This is a genomic window from Lactobacillus sp. ESL0703, assembly GCF_029433435.1.
In the GTDB taxonomy this organism is placed as follows: domain Bacteria; phylum Bacillota; class Bacilli; order Lactobacillales; family Lactobacillaceae; genus Lactobacillus.
The window spans coordinates 186,864-205,898 of sequence record NZ_JAQTIB010000004.1 but is presented as its reverse complement, the minus strand read 5'-3'; the positions used below and the strand labels follow the sequence as shown (position 1 = coordinate 205,898).

Sequence of the window (19,035 nt, the reverse complement as noted above, 5' to 3'; positions counted from 1 at the left end):
AACCTATTTCAAATCAATTACGTATTCTTTTTCACTGTTTAAAGTTTGAAATTCTTGCTCAATCATATCCAAAATCATAATCAAGATAAACAAGTTACCAATAAATGGCGTTAAATTGGCCATTTGTGGCAGCCAGAGACCAAGCAATAATGGCCAAATACTTAAGCAAATCAAAATAAAGCTGCTTGCCCAAGTTAATCTTGTAAACTTATGCATAATAAATTTTTCTGTCTGAATTCCCGGCACAATTTTATAAAAATAACTACCATTTTCTTTGAAATTACGTGCTTTAACACTAGGCTGCAGCGTAATTAGACCAAAAACAAAATTTAGTAAAATAATAACAATTGCATAAAAAACTATCCCAATTGGTTTATTAATCGAAACAATACTAAAAACAAATTCTCTAACCTTTAACGGCGAATTTTTAACAAGCATTGGCAACAGCATGAATAGTGAAGTCGAGAACATAAACGGCATCGCACCCGCAGTCAATAACTTAATTGGAAAATATGACTTAGCAAATTCACTCATTAATTGCGGTTCACGATATGGTACCCGTTCCTCGGCACGAATTAATGCCAAGCCATAGAATACAACTACTAAAGTTGTCAAAATAACAATAATGGTATTAATAACTGAAAAGTTAAAGTGACTAGTTCCCCAACCACGAATCAACAATGACGGCAATGACAATACTAACTGCGGCACCATTAAAATTGCAGAATTACCAATTCCTCGTTCAGAAATAACATTAGCTAGGTAAACTGAAATCATCCCACCAGTTACCAAAATAATAATTGCTAGGTAAAAACTGATATTATGATGATTGACGTAAACAGGTAATAGAGCCTTCTTAAAATTATTTACATAAAGAAATGCCTGCAAAATTGCCACTATCAAACTAATAAAGTTTGTAATAATTCCCCATGTGTGCTGAGAAATTTGCCTTAATCTTTTCAAGTCAAGTGAAGTAACCGCTTGAACCATAATATTAGTCGTCATATATGGCCCGATACCGAGCATTAACAATGACGGTCTGGAAGTTTGAGATCCAGTATACATCCCCAAAATACCAATTAACGTATTAGCTTTTAAATAACCAGCTGCGGCACTTTGCTTAACGAACGGAATAATGATGAACTGACCCAAGATATAAACTGTTACTAACGATAATGTCCAAAGAATTCGCTTATGTAAAACTTTTTTATTTAACATCGCCAATTCCTTTCTTAATTCTAAGCAAAATAAATTCGCATTCCTTTAATGTTACTGCCATTAACCTCAGAACAAAGTACATTACGCATGATATTACGCATAATATCTTCTTTCATTCGATTAAAACTTGCCAATGCCTCTTTTTGATATTCAAATAGTGGATTAGATTGACCTGTTGTTCTTTGGGCTGTTACTGAACGCAAGGCTTCAAGATTATCTACTTCATCAACCCAAGCATCATCAATTGCCTTTACAATCGCTAGCTGCAAATAATATTGCCAAGCATCTTCATTAGCTAATGTATGCTTTTTAGCCTTTAATGCCTGCAGCGCTGTCTTATTCAAAAAGCGCTCACGCTCATTATAAGAAGCTGACGCCAATTCTGATTCATTTTTAAATTCAGAGGTCATATTATCACAAACAAAATCGTTAATTTCAGCCAAAGTCAAATCTTCATTATTCAGGAAATTTTTGATGGCCTTTTGCATACTATGAATCACAACCTGATCTAGTTCCTGATTCATCTTGATGATTTGCCCGCGAGCCTGATAAACAGCTTCACGCTGCAAACGCGCAATTTCACCATACTCCAAAACCATGAAGCGTGAAGATTGCTCCTCATACTTAACACTTTTTTGTAAGCGACTAAAGAAATGCCGATAACGATTACTGTGCGGTATCTCTTGTTGCTTGTCATTTTCGTGACGAGCAACTTTGCGAGCAATTTTTTTAGAAGGATAGCGACCAACCAGCTGATCTTGCAGCGAAGTGTAAAAGACCGTTGTTCCTGCTTGTCCTTGACGGCCAGAACGTCCACGTAATTGATCGTCAATTCGCTTAAGAGGCATCTTTTCTGTACCAATCACGAGCAAGCCGCCAGCTTTTTTAGCTTCAGGAGAAAGAACAATATCTGTCCCGCGTCCTGCAAGAGAAGTTGACACTGTAATCATGCCTGCTTGCCCAGCAATTTCAATCATTGTTGCTTCTTGCGAAACTGACCATGCATTAAGCAAACTATGCGGAATATGTGCTTGTAATAGCATTTCCGAATATAAATTTGATAATGTCAATGATCCTGTCTCAATCAAGACTGGACGCCCTAAGTTATAATTCTTCTTAACTAGGTCAAGTGACGCCATCAACTTTGCTTTGGCAGTATAAAAGACCTTATCAGGTTCGTCTTCACGAATACTTGGCTTATTAGTTGGTACTTCAACAACATTTAAGCGATAAACTTGCATTAACTCCTGTTTATCACCCTTGGCTGTTCCTGTCATTCCTGCTAACTGCGGGAACAAACGAAATAAATTTTGATAAGTAATGGTGGCAATAACTTGCTCTTGCGGACTATTCTCTAGTCCCTCTTTAGTTTCGATAGCTTGTTGTATTCCGGCCTGCATCTGCATGCCGACCATCTTCCGACCACTGTTTTTATCCAGCAAAATTACTTTGTCATCTTCAACAATATAATCGCGATTACGAAGATGAATCTTATTTGCCTGCAGAGCAAAGATCAAGTGGCAGTATAAATTTGAATATTCTTCTGTTAAAATATTTTCTATTTTAAAGAATTTTTCGGCTTTTCTAATACCTGAGGCCAAGAACCAAACATTTTTCTGATCTGGACTTAAGGCATAGTCAATGTCTTTTTCACAGATTTTGATAAATTTATCAGCTAAACCTGGATAATTTGACTTTCCTTTCGGTCGACCAGAAATTACTAACGGCGTAGTTGCCAAATCAAGTAAAACTGCGTCAATTTCATCAATTAACGCAAATTCAAATGCTGGCATATACTGCTGGTCAGCCGAACTAACCAAATTATTAGTTAAATAATCGAAGCCAAATGTCCCGCCGTCAGTATAGACAATATCATTGGCATAAACTTCTTTTTTATACTTTATTTGGTCTACATCTTTATCTTCATCTTTATTTTCTTCTTCATGAAGATCAGCATTGTAGCCGACACTTAGACCAAGCCACCGATAAACCCGTCCCATATTAAGGGCATCACGTTTAGCCAAATAACTGTTGGCAGTGATTAAGAAATTACCATTGCCTGCTAAGCCATGCAAATACATCGGCATTGTGGCAGTCAATGTTTTTCCTTCCCCAGTTTTCATTTCAATAACATTATGAAACTGCATGGCAACTGCGCCAAAAATCTGAACTTTATAAGGTGATAACCCCAAAACACGTTTATCAGCTTCGCAAACTACTGCATAGGCCTCAACAAGTAAAGAATTGAGTGACTCACCAGCTTTAAGACGATTACGAAACTCAGCAGTTTTAGCCTGCAAGGCTTCATCACTTAATTGCTCATATTCTGTTTTTAATGTAATAATCTGGTTTGTTTTTCGCCAGTATTGGTGATTTCTAATATGCATCATTATTTCAAACTAAGTAGGGGTAATAACATCCCCGCCAAAATACCAGCTCCAATTAAAATATTTAACAAAGCTAGCACCAATTCTGATTTAGTTTTGCGTCGATCTTTCATTGAAGGTAATTCCTTCTTTTCGTACGCAAAGTCTTCCTCAATTTTTTTGGACAATGAGTTCTTCATTAGTACACCTCAAAAAACTATTAGACAATTTCAGCTTTCTTTAACGGAACCGTTGCATGACGTAACTTCTTATATGCTGTTTTATTCATTTTTACCGTATTAATATATGGAATTGTATCTTTTAAAATACTTGCCAAATTGCCACGAACTTCACCATTATTATCAACTGGATCTTCTGACAAGTAGAATTGATTATGTGACTTCGTATTTTGCAATGCTGTTAATTCAATCCCCAAGAAATTAATGTTGACTGTATCATCCTTAGTCATTAATTTGCTTAATTGATCGATATAAAAGTCAAGTAAATTATTGTAACGTGCAATTACTTCATGTTCTTTTGGATCTTCAACTGTAATAAAGTTAAGGTTACCCTCATAGTAAAAGTACCGAATTACTGGTTGACCCTGCATGTCAACAAATTCAATTTCTTCCAACTTGCCATTTGCATAATAAAGGTGACTATAGACTTTACCATCGGAAGCATATTCTTCAATATAGTCATAACTGCCATCAGGATTTAAATAACGAATGTCCTGCGTTGCACGGCGCGTATTAGGGAATAAGTATTCCCGCGCAATAAAGATGCCTTGGTCATCGACAAAGATGCTGCTGTCTTTTTGCATTTGGACATAATCCATACTTGGAATATTAACTTCGTTAAAGTAACGATAAGACGTAGGATCATACGTCCGACCAGTAATAGAATCAATCAGAGTTGTTCCTTGAATCCCATTAGCTTGCAAAAAATTACGCATGTTGGGCATTGAAGTTAGACATAAAAGTTGACCATTACTCTTTTTCAGTCTTGTTTTAATTTCATTTAAAACATTGCCACTTAAACTGTTAACTTCATTAATTAGCTCGTAATCCATCGACTAACTTCCTCCATTTTTTACTAATTGCACTATTACGGTATTCATCAATTCCAACTTGAGTATTACGACGCAGTTTTAAGTAATCTGCATCTAACAAACGTGTGATACCCTTCTTAATTTGAGCAACATCATAGGCTTCATCATCACGTTTAAAGTCTTCAATAAAGCCATTTTCACCATCCCGAATTAACTGGGTAGCACCAAAACGGGCATTAAACGTAACAACAGGTAATGCAGCGTTGAGGGCTTCGATATAAGTTAAACCAAAACCTTCTGAAAATGAAGTTGAAACAAATGCATCGTGCTTCGGGTAGACCAACTCTAAATGTTGTGACAAACCACGAACATGAACGTATTTTTCAGCATGGTTTTCCTTGACGATTTCTTCAAGATGCTTCTTTTCTTCGCCGGCACCATAAATGTCAAAGCTGATATTCTTACCTTCATTATGCAGTTCAATAACCGCTTTTTCAGCAATATCAACATGCTTTTCTTTAGCCAAACGTGAAGCTGTAATTAGTTTCAAACCGTTAGGTGTCCGATCCTTAATCTTCTTTGGCTTATCACTGATCCCACCAACTGGAATCGCCCAAATCTTATCTGCTTCATCAGGGAAGTTAACGAGCAAATCTTGCCGTTGCTGCTCAGTTGATACGACAACACGATCAACCTTTTTAATGTGGTCAAGTAGATATTCGTAATAATTATTCCAGAATGGTTTTGCTGGATCAACACGGTCAGCCAAGTGATCGGCATGAATTAGATAAATAATCTTGGCTTCCGGAATTGGATCATGCATTAATGCTTCGTCAGCCCAATCTCCACGGTCAATGTAAAAGTTGCTCTTACCACCGAAGAAGCGGTCTAATTGTTCAAAGAAATACCGATATAAGCGAACAATATTAGCAAAATACAGGTGCTCACCATGTTCTGTATATAGGTGAATATTCTGCAAACGTCCTTCTTCATGAGCATTATTAAGTGTTTCGTAAGAAACCTTTAACTCACCAGTTTTGGTACTAAAAATTTGTGTTTGATAAACGCGTACCATCAAGATCTTACTTTCAGGCTTTTGTTTATTCTGTTCCTTAACAAAGTGATGCACAATGTGTAATCCGGAATCAGTATAAAATTCATTCATCCGCATTGTATTAGTTGCATCTGACAAGACACGTGCCTTTTTAGCAGGGAAAGTCTCAGTCAGACCATTCTTCAAATAATCATCACCTAAAACGAAGTATTCCCACATGTTAATGACGTTTTCATTCTTCAAACGCCACTTATCCATTGCCTTATGCAATTCTGGTACTTCTGCTAAAAATAAAAAGCGGTAAGGAATCCCTGCTTCTTCAAATCGTTTGGCACGATAGAACTCGGAATGTTCAATTCCTGAATTACCCATCCCCATTGCTTGGTTAACGAAAAAATCCATATTATCTCCTATCAATCATTATTAATATTTTGCTGTATTGCTTTAACTAGTGAAGTAGTTGATTGGTTATTCTCAATTTGCAATACATAGCCTTGAGCCCTAATTTCATCAATATACTCCACAATCGCATCTATTTGTTCATCACTAAATTGTCCCTGACCATTAATTTGCACAGGAATAAAGATAAACAAATTATCTTGCTGCGGTTTAAAACTAATCGTTTGAACCGTTGACGTATGCGTTCGTACACATACATTTAATACCGGCATAAATTCTGATCTTCTATTATAATGCGTCCAAATTGTGCGTATATTGCCAACATCTTTTACCGTAAAAGTATATTCATCAAGAACCGGCACCTCAGCAAGTAACAAATGCTGAAAATACAACTTTTGGTTGCCCATACTGGCCAAATCAAAGCGATATTTTTCTTCTTCGGGTTCTAAACTGAATTCGCCCTCTTTAGAAGTAAAAATTCGATAATCTCTTTGCTCTAGGCTACTGTCATAGGTAGTCAAAGCCAATGCAATCGAATCAACCGGCTGTTCTTCACTTTCAATTTGATATTGGTACTTAGTACCGATTGCCAATCTCGGCATCGTTATATTAGGGACAAAGTCAGCCGTCTCAATATGCCGCTCTTCCCAGGTAACAACCGCTTTACCAGGAGAAACAATCGCATTTTGATAAAAAAGGTCTTCATCTCTAAAACTAACTTTTGCACCATATAGATAGATATACGCCATATTCTGCGGTCTAAAAAAGAAATGTGCCGTCAGCAGCTTTTTTTCAGTCATTGTGTAACAACTTCCTTCATCATCACAATTGGAGAAACTTGCTCAGAGTCAGCCATAATTTGTTCATTATGCCAAATTAATAGCTGAGACAGGACTTGCAGAACATCTCTGCGTGGTCCAGCAAGAAACTGTTTACTATCATCTTGCGGCAGTTGCAATTTACTCGGGAAAAAGTCATCACTTGCAGATAATTCCCCTGAAAATAATAAGCAGACATAGCGTAAACGACTGTCACTGACCACTGTCTCCCAAGCCGAATTAACTAGCTGCCAATCATTTTGGTTAGCTAACCATTTAACTTCGGCTTGTTTAGCAGTTACACAGTCATTAATCCGTGCTTGCTCATCTTGGGAATAATTCTGACTAGCCAAAAGTAAAAATTGTTTACTCCAAACAGTATCCGTTATTACTTTTGATTCCATATCAAGTGTTAAATACGCTACATAACGCGTATCAGGTTCAGTTAAGCAAGTCATTTCAATATATCTGCCTTCTTCAACAACTGGTGCTGAATACTTAGATACAATGAATTTATCATTTTCATCTGTGAAAATTACACATTGCTTTTCTTGATCCCAATGCCAATAGTGCTCATCGGGACCAAAGCTAACGTGCGTTGGCAGGCCTACAGTATGATCTGGATTCAACCTAATCATTAAAATGGCATTATTTCTGCCCATGTAAATAGTTATCTCGGGCTTGCCTGTTTTGAAAACAAAATCATGCCCCGAACAAAGCGCGATTACTTCATCTTCAGTCATTATTCACCCCCTACTTATGTTTAAACCAGGATTCACCATTCCGATCAGCATACATAAAACGTGATGCTACTTTACGACCGTGACAAATACGTCCTTCAAAAAAAGTATAGGCAATATAATTTACAATTGCCATTTCAAAAATACCAAAATGGGTATTGCCCTGACCTAAATATTCTTGAACAGTATCATCAGTATAAAGCTTCATGAAAATACCCAAAAATTCAAGTAAAGTTTTCCGGGTACCCACAAGAATACCTGCATTTAATAACTGCAGATACTTATTTTTATGAGTAAAATCAGCTAAATAATCTGGCTTCCCATCATCCTCAATAATATACGTGTTTAGGTCATTATATTCATCACCAATATATAATACATTATCTTCAATATCATTGAAAGGGTAGTTCATCATTTCAACATCAGCGACGTCCACCAAAGCTGCCTGATCTATTTCAAAATGCTTCAGTAAATATTTATAAGCAAATTCCCAACGTGAAAAATAAAATTTTACTCCTTGATAAGGATAATGAGCAAACGGCTGACATTCAACTGCCTTCACTAATTGCGGTAGTTCTTGGTCATTTTTAAAGTTGATTAGAATGTCTGTTTCAACACCAAATTTACTTACTGAGGTTGTTAATTGCCGCGAAATTTCAGCGAGATCAACTGCTTTTTCAGGTTCATTGGTTAGATATTCACCAATAACTACATTTTTCATAAAATTATTTTTTCCAATCTCTTAATCTAGTTAAGATAATATTATAGACTTATTTTATCACTAAATTAACTTATTTTTTATTAAATTTTATGCCAAAACAGATTAATAGTTATAATTATCTTCACATAATACATATACTTACCATAATGTTAGACATCTTCATTACTATAATTTAGCTTGCTTAACTAAAGAATTACTAGTCTAAAAATATTTTGCGCAAAAAAATAAAGCGAAGAAATTCGCTTTATTTTAAATTAATTTTTCTTTGTTACTTTTAAACAGATCGGCCACAAAATTGCAGCAATCACGCCCAGCCCTAACCCTGTCCATAGCATTGTCGAGGTGGTAAAGTCAATTCCACGATAAACAGCATCGCGTAAACTCATGACCAATTGGCCCGTTGAGTATTGCAGAATCCCAAATGAACCAAGCGTTGTTAATAATAGCGCTATTGAGGCACCATATTTACCAAAAAGTACCAACAAGATTGCTAATACAAAGCCTAGGATAATTACTAGGATTACATAGTGAAAAATATTAATAACTTGCTCTACCTGCTTATTGTTGGCAGCTAATTCGCGATTAATATTCTGCAAGATGATATGATTAACTGCCTTTTCTGTCTGATTATTCTGTGGCAGCGACAAATTCCGAGCTGTCACTTCGCCATTAGCTTCGTAAGTCACACTAAGATTATACAAGCCCATATAGGACAAATCATGATGATACTGCTTAGGTAATTGATCTAAAACCTTATCTTCCAGCCCCGCACTTTGGGCTAATTTCAATGCATCTTTGAGAGTTGTGCTGCCTGACGCTGTCGCATTTTGATTAATCACAGTACGGGCTAATTCATGAACATCAGTTACGTTAACCGTAACAGGACTTTTAAGCGTCAAGTAGCCACAAACAAAGATAACGACGATAAATACTGCTCGCAGCAGCATTCGCACAACTTTTTTCATCAAAGTATTCTCTCACTCTCTTAACAATCATGGGCACCTGCAGCCAAACAATTACAATCAACCATGTCTGGCGCCGTAGCAGCCTTTTCATTCAATTCTTGCTCAATAGTCGCAATATCTGCCTTGGACAAGGGCATCCCCTTCAAGATTTCGATTAACATTTGGCCCTTGTGCATGTCGCACATGTGATTCATCATCTCAGTTGTTACTTGAACCATCATCTGGTTTTCAGTTACTGTCGCATTATAGACAAAGCGGCGGCCATCCTTGCGCGTCTTTAGCAAACCCTTTTTTACCAAGCGCCCCATCAACGTCTTAATCGTCGATTCGGACCAATTCTTTTTAGCCTGCAGCTGCTTAATGATATCGCCAGTATGGCTTGCTCCCAGCGTCCATACAATCCGCATAACTTCCCATTCAGCTTCAGAAATATTATGTTCTTTAATTTTTTCTGTCATCTTGTCAACTCATTCTACTACAGCACGAGCTTTTTAAGTGCTTTAGCAATTCCGTCATGGTCATTATCATCAGTAACGTAATCAGCGGCGTCCTTTATCTGACCAGTGGCATTACCCATTGCTACCTTACAGAAATTAGGATTACTAAACATTGAAATGTCATTACCTTGATCGCCAAAAACCATTACCTGCCTTTGGTCAATCTTAAGCCGATCAGCGAGCTCCATTAAAGCATTGCCCTTAGACGCACCGACCACATTCAGCTCTACCATACTTGGAAAGCTGCGCACAACATCGTATTTGGCAAAGACCCAATCAGGAATGTTGTTCCATAATTTATCAACTTCAGCTTCACTCTCAGTCATACTAAAGCCAACCTTGTTAAAAGTAAAGTCTTGGGGAATTTCTTCAGCCTTGCGCACCTTAATCGTAGTCAAATTGACAGACGCATTCATTGTTAAGTGGTGTGCGAGGTCGCGATCACATGTCCAGAAGCAATCTGGCGTTTCAAAGTGTAAGTTGACATGTGCTAGCCGCTGCAAACGCAACATATTAGCGAAGTCACGATAGTCCATCTTCATGTCCATCATTACCTTACCTGCTAAGTTTTGAATAACCGCACCATTAAATACAATATTATATTGGTCGCTACCAGATAGTCCGAGCTGCCGATTATACGGCATTACTCCAGACAATGGTCGACCCGTCGCTAATACGACCTTAATTCCTTGACCGCTTATTTGCTTCAAGACCCTTTCGGTTTCCGGCAGGATTTGCTTACCAGTCGTCAGCAGCGTGCCATCAAGATCAACTGCCACTAATTTAATCGCCATAATTTACCTCCCACAGTTTAATTCATTCCCTTTATTATACAAAAAGTCGTAATTACTTACGACTTTTTTCAATAATTATTCTACTGTAACGCTCTTAGCAAGATTGCGAGGTTTATCAACGTCAAGTCCCTTATCCTTAGAGGCATAATAGGCAATCAGTTGTGCGACTACCACTGTAATTAGTGGTGAGAGGTAATAATTTAGTTTAGGTAAGACAACATCATCATCCGGTTTTGCCAATTCCTTAGTGGCAACAGTAATTACGCTGGCTCCTCTGGCAATTACTTCTTGGATATTGCCGCGCATTAGGTCTGCAGTTACTGGATCATTAATTAAGGCAACAACCGGTGTGTCCTTTTCAATTAATGAAATCGTTCCGTGCTTTAATTCTGCAGCTGCAAAGCCTTCTGTTTGAATATAAGAAACTTCCTTCAGCTTCAAAGCTGCTTCAAGAGCTACCGGATAATCAATTCCCCGTCCAATGTAAAACGCATTGCGTGATGGGACGATATATTCATCGGTCAATTGCTTAATATGCTTTTGGTCAGTTAGAATTTGCTCAATTCCTTCAGCAGCAAGACTCAAATCATGAGTTAAATCTAAGTCTCGGGCAGCAGCAATTTGGCGCTTTTCACCAATTGCCTTAGATAAAACCGCTTGGGTAGCAACTTGAGCAATATAAGCCTTAGTTGAAGCAACAGCAATTTCTGGACCAGCTTCTAGTGACATTGAATATGTTGCTTCCCGTGCCAAAGTTGAACCAGGCACATTTGTCAGTGTCAAACTTGGTAAGTTACGCTTAATTGCGGCCTGCAAAACGACACGTGAATCAGCGGTCTCGCCAGATTGTGACAAGAAAATCAAGAATGAATTCTTAGGCATCATTGGGAAGTGGTAACCAGCTTCAGAAGCAAAGCCAACTTCGGTTGGAATTCCCGTGTACTTTTCTAATAAAGCCTTACCGACTAAACCAGCATGGTAGCTTGTTCCTGCCGCAAAAATATAAAACTTCTCGGCTTGAGACAAGGCATCAACGATTTGCGTATCAACTTTAGGCTCACCATTTTCATCAAGGTAATATTGCACTAAGTGGCGCAACACACTTGGCTGCTCAGAGATTTCTTTTAACATGTAAAACTCATAAGTACCCTTTGAAGCAGCATCAGGATCAATGTCTAAATGATGAGGGGTCCGCGTTACCTTTTCACCAGTAATGGTTTCTAATTCATAGCCATCTTTGGTAATGTCAGCAACTTCGCCATCATGCAAGTCAACAAAAGTCTTGGTTTGATCCAGAACTGACAAAGCATCTGAAGCAATAACGTTGAAGTCATCACCTAATCCCAACATCATTGGTGACTTGTTTTTAGCAACATAAATGTGACTAGGGTTAGTGTTGTCAACCAGCAAGATTGCATAAGAACCCCTAATAAGTTGCAGTGCCTTTTTCAAAGCAGTAAAGGCATCAAGTTGCTCATCACGGGCAATTTTACTAATTAATTGAACTACAACCTCAGTATCTGTGTCTGACTTGAGGTCTACTCCTTGTAAGTAGTTATCTTTAAGTTCCTGATAGTTTTCAATGACACCATTGTGAACCATGTAAAAGCGGTTAGTTTCATCAAATTGTGGGTGAGCATTAGCTGTAGTTGGCTTACCATGGGTTGCCCACCGTGTATGACCAATACCAACTTGTCCTTGCTCATCTGGAGTCATTTCATCTTTCAAATTCTGAATCCGGCCAACTGTCTTGGTCAGATATTCGTTGCCTTGAAGGTCATTAAGATAAATTCCAGCTGAATCATAGCCACGGTATTCTAAGTTAGTTAGGCCGCTGAGAACAATTTCTCTGGCTGATTTACCAACAATTCCAACAATTCCACACATGTTTTTCTCCTTTGGTCTAGTTCGATTTTTTAAGATTGATTAAATTCAAATTTATAGCTACAGAAGGAATATTAGTCTATTTATAGAGATTGGTCAAGTATGAAATTTGATAATTGGTATAGACTAAGGCAAGGATAGTCTATCATAGCAAAAAAGAAGCAGAGAAAAATATTTTTCTCTGCTTCTTTTTAATTTCAAATTTTAGATACCCATTTCTTGTTCAACAACATCGGTAATGCGTTTAACATAAGCATCAGTTTCTTCTTGAGTTGGGCCTTCAGCCATCACCCGCAAGAGTGATTGCGTACCAGATGGCCGAACCAGAACGCGGCCTTCACCCGCCATATCAGCTTCAACTTCCTTGATTACATCAAGGATTGGTTGGTGCTCACGCCAGCTCTTCTTGTCATCAACAGGAACATTAACTAGACATTGTGGGTATTCCTTAAAGTCAGCTAATAGCTCGGTCAATGACTTACCAGTTCTCTTCATAACTAGCATCAAGTGCAAACCTGTCAGCATTCCATCACCAGTGTTGTGATAATCACTCATGATAACATGACCTGATTGTTCACCACCAAGGTTATAACCGTTGGCACGCATTTCTTCAGAAACATAACGGTCGCCAACTTGAGTGCGGACGTTTTTAATGCCCTTTCTTTCAAGTGCCTTAGTAAAGCCAAGATTACTCATCACAGTAGTCACGATTGTATCGTTCTTGAGGCGGCCGCCATCAGCCATATAAGTACCCAAAACATACATAATATGGTCGCCATCAACCTCATTACCGTTTTCGTCAACAGCAATACAGCGATCAGCATCCCCATCAAAGGCCAAGCCCAATTGAGCACCTTGCTTAACTACTTCTTCTTGCAATTTTTCAGTATGGGTTGCACCAACACCATCGTTAATGTTCATTCCGTTTGGATGGGTAGCAATCGTGGTAAAATCAACGCCACAATCTGCAAATAACCGTGAAATCAATCTACTTGCGGCGCCATTAGCACCATCAATCACGACTTTAATTCCGTCAAGGTCTTCTGGAATTGTGTTTTCAATAAATTGCAGGTACTTGGAACTACCCTCATGAAAGTCGGTTACTGTACCTAAGCCTTCAGCTGATGGCCGCGGCAAAGTATCTTCCTTAGCATCGATTAATTTTTCAATTTCGCCTTCCATTTCGTCAGACAACTTCAAACCATCACTACCAAAGAACTTGATACCATTATCTTGAACTGGATTGTGTGATGCTGAAATCTGCACACCAGCATCGGCGCCTTGAGCACGTACTAAGTAAGACAAGCCCGGTGTAGTAATAACACCAACTTCCAAAACTTCAATACCAACTGATAGTAAGCCTGAAATCAGTGCATATTCAAGCATCTGTCCTGACATTCGAGTATCGCGAGAAACCAAAACCTTAGCTTGCTGGTCCTTGGCCTTATTTTTTGTCAAAACATAGCCGCCATCACGACCCAACTTAAACGCTAATTCTGGAGATAAATCTTGATTTGCGACTCCACGTACACCATCGGTACCAAAATATTTTAACATTAAAAACAACCTTCCTTTTCTAGCTTTCGATTATTTAGAATCATTTGTATTTGCAACTTTAATTTGTACACTCACCTGCGAGCTACTTGCCTTAATAACATCTTTTGGCAACTTTAATGTTACCATCTTGGTAGTTGAAGCATTAACACCACTCAAATCAACAGGAACTGTTAATTCTTTAATCTTACTCAATGTTGATTGATTGCCATAAATAGTCACGTAATCATTTTTAGCTGTTAATGAGTAGACCTTATTAGTATTTTCATGCTTAGGTACCAATTCTAACTTGACCTCTTTTTTGGCAATTGAAATTGGTAACACTACCTTAGCTGTTGCCGGTTCAATAATCACGTTGAGTTGCTGTCCCTTACGGTCTTCGGCAATCAGATTAACCTGACGTTCAAACGGATGATTAATACCATTCGGCAAAACGGCTTTAGCAATAATTTGGTCAATCTGATCAACCTCACTGCGCGCCCCTGTTACTTCAACTTGTTGCGGGTTAACAGTTGCCTTGCCCAACTTATAACCGTGTGCCACAGCAGTCTTATTATACTCTATTTGAACAGGCATTGTCGTCGATTTTCGTCGTTGAATATTTACATGCACGGTCTTTGGACTAATTGTATATGCCAATTGTTTGTTTAACCCACTAACATGCACGCGAACATCGTGTTCACCAATACTTTTATTCGTTAAATCAATGTAGGCACGGAAGTTTTGGGTATTAATCGTTGAAGTAACCAAAGCGTTAGATCCCTCTAATGTAACACTAACCTTGGCTGGATAACCCACAACATAGTAATTATCAGTATCAACTGAAACCTGCAGCGGTACCTTGACGGTTCGAGTTTGAGTAGCTGTCTGTTTAGTCCGATCTGACTGCCCCTGAGTCATGAAACCCTCTTGGGTATAATTAACATAAATGACTAACAAGACCGCAATCAGTAACGAGACAAGACGAATAACCCATGACTTATGCCAAAAATTCTTCATCGATCAGCACCCCACTTCCAGATTTTACCCAATATCTTTTGGTACCACTTGGTATTCTTTTCTTTTTTGGGTACAAGCTCTGCTTTAAGGTATTTCAAGTATTCGTCGCGACTCAAATCAAGTAAGAAGCGACCATTGCGGGTAATCGTTACGCCACCGGTTTCTTCTGATACTACAATGGTAATGGCATCCGTTACTTCGGAAATCCCGACAGCTGCGCGGTGCCTAGTTCCCAAACGCTTCGGGATCATCGTACTATCTGATAGTGGTAAATATGCAGCAGCCACGGCAATTTGGTGGTCTTGATTAATGATTACCGCCCCATCATGCAGCGGTGTATTCGGAATAAAAATGTTAATTAATAATTCGCCGGTAACATCAGCGTTCAGCTTAATACCAGTTTCAATATAATCATCAAGTCCGGTTTCCTGTTGAATCGTAATTAGGGCCCCAATGCGCCTCTTGGACATATACTGAATTGCCTTGTCTAGTTCCTTGATGAACTTAATCGACTCATCACGCGCGCTTTCTTCACGGCCACCAAAAATCGGCAGCCGACCTAAATGTTCAAGACCACGCCGGATCTCTGGCTGAAAAATTACGATAATTCCAACAACTGACCACGACACAATCTGATCGATTAGCCACGTGGTCGTATGCAGCTGCAGGACACCGGCAATAATCCGAACAATAAAAATCAGCACAATTCCCTTAGCCAGCTGCACCGCCTTGGTTCCTCTAATCAAAATGATTAGGTGATAAACCAAAAACCAAATAATCAAAACATCGAGCACCAACGAAAAGTTACTCCACGTAAAGATATTTGTTAGATTAAAATGCATAAATACTCCTTTCTGATAGGATATTCTTAATCAGCTTTCTGACCAATAATTCTAACCTCAGTTTGTAAGTCAATGGCAAATTTTTCTTTGATAACTTTCTGAATTAAGTGAATCAAGTCTAGGTAATCCGTTGCCGTCGCGCCACCCTTATTAACAATAAAGCCGGCGTGCTTAGTTGAATCTTGTGCACCACCAATTTGGCGTCCTTGTAAGCCAGCTTGAATAATCATTGGCCCAACGTAATGTCCCGCCGGTCTCTTAAAGACACTACCACAAGACGGATACTCAAGCGGTTGCTTATAGCGCCGCAACGCATTTAAATAATGCATGTTAGCTAAGATTGGTGCCTTTGGTGCAGGGGTTAGCTCAAAGGTAGCTGCTATTACAATATCGCCAGTTTCTTGTATTAGCGAGTGCCGGTAAGAAAACTGCATTTCATCCCTATTATAAGTTCTTAATTCACCAGTGCGGGTCAGAACTCGAACGGACTTCACTGCTTCACAAGTCTCACCGCCATAGGCGCCAGCATTCATGAAGACAGCACCACCGACACTACCGGGAATTCCGGCCGCAAACTCTAATCCACTTAAGCCAGCATTAGCGGCAGTAAATGCAGTATCAACAATTCGCGCGCCAGCTTGTGCTGTTACCTGATCGGCCGTTACCGTAATCTGCTTCATCTCTGTTAAAATAAGCACTAATCCAGCAATTCCGCCATCACGAATAATCAGGTTTGACGCGTTGCCAATTACCGTTAAGGGAAGTTTTGTCTCTTGTGCAGCCGTTACTAGCTGCGTTAATTCTGTTTCATTCTTGGGAAAAGCAAGATATTGCGCGGGACCACCAGTTTTAGTAAATGTATATTTACTGAGTGGAACTTGCTCTTTAATGTCAATTCCATACTTTTTTAAATTCAATAATTCCAAAGCTAAACGTCCCTTCAATTACATCTTGTTATATTTTACCGCATTAATCTGCTGGCTTCATCCTATGTTATACTAAAATTAAGTTTTTAAGGAGAAAAAATGAACTTTATCGCAATGGACTTTGAAACTGCCAATCATCATCCCGAAAGTGCCTGTTCACTAGCATTGGTGATGGTGCGGGACAATCAAATTGTCGACCGGTTTTATACTGTAATCAATCCGCAGATGCCATTTGATGCACGCAATATTCAGATACACGATATTACGGCAGCTGATGTAGCAGATGCACCAACAATGGCTGAGGTCTGGCCGCAAATTAAGGCTCTGTACCAACCAGGAATGCTAGTTGCTGCTCATAATGCCCGCTTTGACACCAATGTCATGCGCCAAAGCTTGGCCCGCTATGATATTCAAGAACCGCATTATTTTGTCATTGATACCCTGCAAACCAGCAAGTTATTTGAACCCCAGCTTAAAGACCATAAGCTGGACACAGTTTCTAACGCGTTAAATGTTGAATTATGGCATCACCATAATGCCCTCAGCGACAGCGAGGCTTGCGCCGGCATCTTAATCGCTCAAAATAAACAATTCGGTGATGAGGCAATTAAAAATTTGGTTTATCAAATATAAAATAACCTTGATAATTTTCGCTATCAAGGTTATTTTGATCCAACAAATTCGGATATTGATTTTTAATTATCCAGCTCCACTTTAGTTAATAACTGCGATGGTAACTCATTAGGCGCTTTTGCCAATAATTGATGATAATGCTTAATCAATAGCTGTGCCAGCACGATTACAACTTCTTCCCTAGTTCCTGAAATTAGCTGCGAACTAACCGTTAAATTTTTAGTTAATAGCTCTTGCCCAAGTATTGCCATTCCCAGCAAGACAATGCCCACCTGCTTTATCCGTTCGTTAGCATAAATTTCTTGCCAAACTCGCTTAATTAAGGCCCAAGAATCAGCCTGCACGTTATCTAACCAATGTACAACACAATTATTATTTAGCGCATAGGTCTCAATTGCAGCTCTATTCGGATTATTGACCATAAAAATAACCCGTTGATTTGCTAAAACAGGCTTTTGTTCTATTTGATTGGTAAACGTGAAATTTTTATACAAAATATAGCGTTTATTAGGATCGACCGCATTTTCTAAAATAAAATAGTGGTCATTGGGTTCCCTAGGCAATAAATATTTAGCAGTAATGCGGGTCTGATCCCAGTTTTTCAAAATAATTAGTTGCTCTCGTTCATCAAACTCCCAATAGCGTTCTTCCGGATAAAAACCAATTTTGGAAGGAAACAGCAGCCTATGATCTTGAGCAAAAATCACCGTTAAGTACGCTGCCTCTTCTGACATCAATACAACTGACCAGTTGCCATTATCTAGTTTGGACTGAAAGTTAAAGACTCGATCACTAACCAACTGCAAAAATTCATGTTCATTCACACTAGTACCTCACTTATCATTTGTGCTTAAACCAAGCAGATGAAGCTCGTTCAAAATATTGAAAACGTGTCACCACTTGACGGCCATGACGTAAACGATCTGTAAAACACTGGTAAGCAACATAATTTACTAATGACATCTCATAATTACCTAAATGCGCCTCATCTGGATGAACTGTCTGTTCGTATGCATCCTGAACATATAATTCAGTTAAAATTCCCAAAAATTCTAGTAAAACCTGCCGCGTCCCCACTAATACTCCAGCATTTAACAATTGTAAGTGACAATTTTGCTGGATAAATTGTGCTAAATAGCGCGGCTTTGAATCATTTTTAATAATTTCTGTCTGTAAATCGACGCCTTCATCGCCAATATATAAGGTGTCCTCTTGAACATCCGCAAACGGATAATTCATCATCTGAACATCGCCGGCATCAACTAAGGCAGCTTTTTCAATTTCTGGATGTTTTAGTAAATATTCAAACGTAACTTCCCACCGCAAAAAATAAAACTTATCACTGGGATAATGGGAAAATGGCTCCACATTAATGATTTTTTGCAATGGCGGTACAGCATTCTCATTTTCAAAATTAATTAATGTATGTAATTCTAGGCCAAAGCGACTAGCTGATGCATACAATTTTTGCGTCTTTTTAATGATGTCAATGTTATCTAAAATTTCATTACTTTGAGCATTGTACATTTTAGTAAAAAACTGTGCGATTACCACATTTTTCCCCACGACAAATA

General features: G+C 38.6%; 19 protein-coding genes. 1 reads left to right on the top strand and 18 read right to left on the bottom strand.

All coding sequences use genetic code 11. From position 1 onward, the window contains the following. Positions 1-3: 3 nt before the first annotated feature. From PT278_RS07195 to murB, 16 genes are all read right to left on the bottom strand, one after another. Positions 4-1,218: a hypothetical protein gene (locus tag PT278_RS07195; protein ID WP_277131287.1), complete on the bottom strand. Its 1,215-nt coding sequence runs from the start codon at positions 1,216-1,218 to the stop codon at positions 4-6. A gap of 20 nt (positions 1,219-1,238) precedes the next feature. After that, complete coding sequence (gene secA / locus PT278_RS07190) at positions 1,239-3,608, bottom strand: preprotein translocase subunit SecA (protein WP_277131286.1); 2,370 nt, start codon at positions 3,606-3,608, stop codon at positions 1,239-1,241. Then, a complete protein-coding gene (locus tag PT278_RS07185) occupies positions 3,608-3,784 on the bottom strand; it encodes a hypothetical protein (RefSeq protein WP_277131285.1) in 177 nt (58 codons plus the stop codon). Before PT278_RS07185 ends, secA begins: the two co-directional genes overlap by 1 nt. A gap of 20 nt (positions 3,785-3,804) precedes the next feature. Then, entirely contained in the window at positions 3,805-4,656 is an 852-nt protein-coding gene (locus PT278_RS07180; RefSeq protein ID WP_277131284.1) for a hypothetical protein, read from the bottom strand. Then, positions 4,637-6,091: a glycosyltransferase gene (locus tag PT278_RS07175; protein ID WP_277131283.1), complete on the bottom strand. Its 1,455-nt coding sequence runs from the start codon at positions 6,089-6,091 to the stop codon at positions 4,637-4,639. The genes PT278_RS07180 and PT278_RS07175 overlap by 20 nt, the downstream gene beginning before the upstream one ends. 11 nt (positions 6,092-6,102) lie before the next feature. Further along, on the bottom strand, positions 6,103-6,888 hold the full coding sequence (locus PT278_RS07170) for an accessory Sec system protein Asp3 (protein WP_277131281.1): 786 nt from the start codon (positions 6,886-6,888) through the stop codon (positions 6,103-6,105). Continuing rightward, entirely contained in the window at positions 6,885-7,649 is a 765-nt protein-coding gene (locus tag PT278_RS07165) for a hypothetical protein (RefSeq protein WP_277131279.1), read from the bottom strand. Before PT278_RS07165 ends, PT278_RS07170 begins: the two co-directional genes overlap by 4 nt. Positions 7,650-7,659: 10 nt before the next feature. Continuing rightward, positions 7,660-8,367, bottom strand: a complete 708-nt coding sequence (locus tag PT278_RS07160; protein WP_277131278.1) for a hypothetical protein — start codon at positions 8,365-8,367, stop codon at positions 7,660-7,662. Between the two features lie 254 nt (positions 8,368-8,621). Beyond that, positions 8,622-9,332 (bottom strand): hypothetical protein, encoded by a 711-nt coding sequence (locus tag PT278_RS07155; RefSeq protein ID WP_277131277.1) that lies wholly within the window; start codon positions 9,330-9,332, stop codon positions 8,622-8,624. A 20-nt stretch (positions 9,333-9,352) separates the two neighbouring features. Then, positions 9,353-9,790: a CopY/TcrY family copper transport repressor gene (locus PT278_RS07150; protein ID WP_277131276.1), complete on the bottom strand. Its 438-nt coding sequence runs from the start codon at positions 9,788-9,790 to the stop codon at positions 9,353-9,355. A 17-nt stretch (positions 9,791-9,807) separates the two neighbouring features. After that, on the bottom strand, positions 9,808-10,623 hold the full coding sequence (locus PT278_RS07145; RefSeq protein ID WP_277131275.1) for a Cof-type HAD-IIB family hydrolase: 816 nt from the start codon (positions 10,621-10,623) through the stop codon (positions 9,808-9,810). Between the two features lie 75 nt (positions 10,624-10,698). Further along, positions 10,699-12,510, bottom strand: a complete 1,812-nt coding sequence (glmS, locus tag PT278_RS07140) for a glutamine--fructose-6-phosphate transaminase (isomerizing) (RefSeq protein WP_277131274.1) — start codon at positions 12,508-12,510, stop codon at positions 10,699-10,701. A 201-nt stretch (positions 12,511-12,711) separates the two neighbouring features. Next, positions 12,712-14,064, bottom strand: coding sequence for a phosphoglucosamine mutase (glmM, locus tag PT278_RS07135; RefSeq protein ID WP_277131273.1), 1,353 nt, complete (start codon positions 14,062-14,064; stop codon positions 12,712-12,714). Positions 14,065-14,094: 30 nt separating this feature from the next. Next, positions 14,095-15,060, bottom strand: a complete 966-nt coding sequence (locus PT278_RS07130; RefSeq protein WP_277131272.1) for a CdaR family protein — start codon at positions 15,058-15,060, stop codon at positions 14,095-14,097. Then, positions 15,057-15,902, bottom strand: coding sequence for a diadenylate cyclase CdaA (cdaA, locus tag PT278_RS07125; RefSeq protein WP_277131271.1), 846 nt, complete (start codon positions 15,900-15,902; stop codon positions 15,057-15,059). Before cdaA ends, PT278_RS07130 begins: the two co-directional genes overlap by 4 nt. Before the next feature lie 26 nt (positions 15,903-15,928). Beyond that, positions 15,929-16,828: a UDP-N-acetylmuramate dehydrogenase gene (murB, locus tag PT278_RS07120; RefSeq protein ID WP_277131270.1), complete on the bottom strand. Its 900-nt coding sequence runs from the start codon at positions 16,826-16,828 to the stop codon at positions 15,929-15,931. A gap of 99 nt (positions 16,829-16,927) precedes the next feature. Between murB and PT278_RS07115 the strand changes: the two genes are divergently transcribed. Next, positions 16,928-17,461, top strand: a complete 534-nt coding sequence (locus tag PT278_RS07115) for a 3'-5' exonuclease (RefSeq protein ID WP_277131269.1) — start codon at positions 16,928-16,930, stop codon at positions 17,459-17,461. Between the two features lie 62 nt (positions 17,462-17,523). On the opposite strand, the gene PT278_RS07110 is transcribed toward PT278_RS07115, so the two are convergent. Together PT278_RS07110 and PT278_RS07105 are read right to left on the bottom strand one after the other, a co-directional pair. Beyond that, on the bottom strand, positions 17,524-18,285 hold the full coding sequence (locus tag PT278_RS07110) for a hypothetical protein (protein ID WP_277131268.1): 762 nt from the start codon (positions 18,283-18,285) through the stop codon (positions 17,524-17,526). A gap of 16 nt (positions 18,286-18,301) precedes the next feature. Next, entirely contained in the window at positions 18,302-19,027 is a 726-nt protein-coding gene (locus PT278_RS07105; RefSeq protein ID WP_277131267.1) for a hypothetical protein, read from the bottom strand. Positions 19,028-19,035 lie beyond the last annotated feature (8 nt).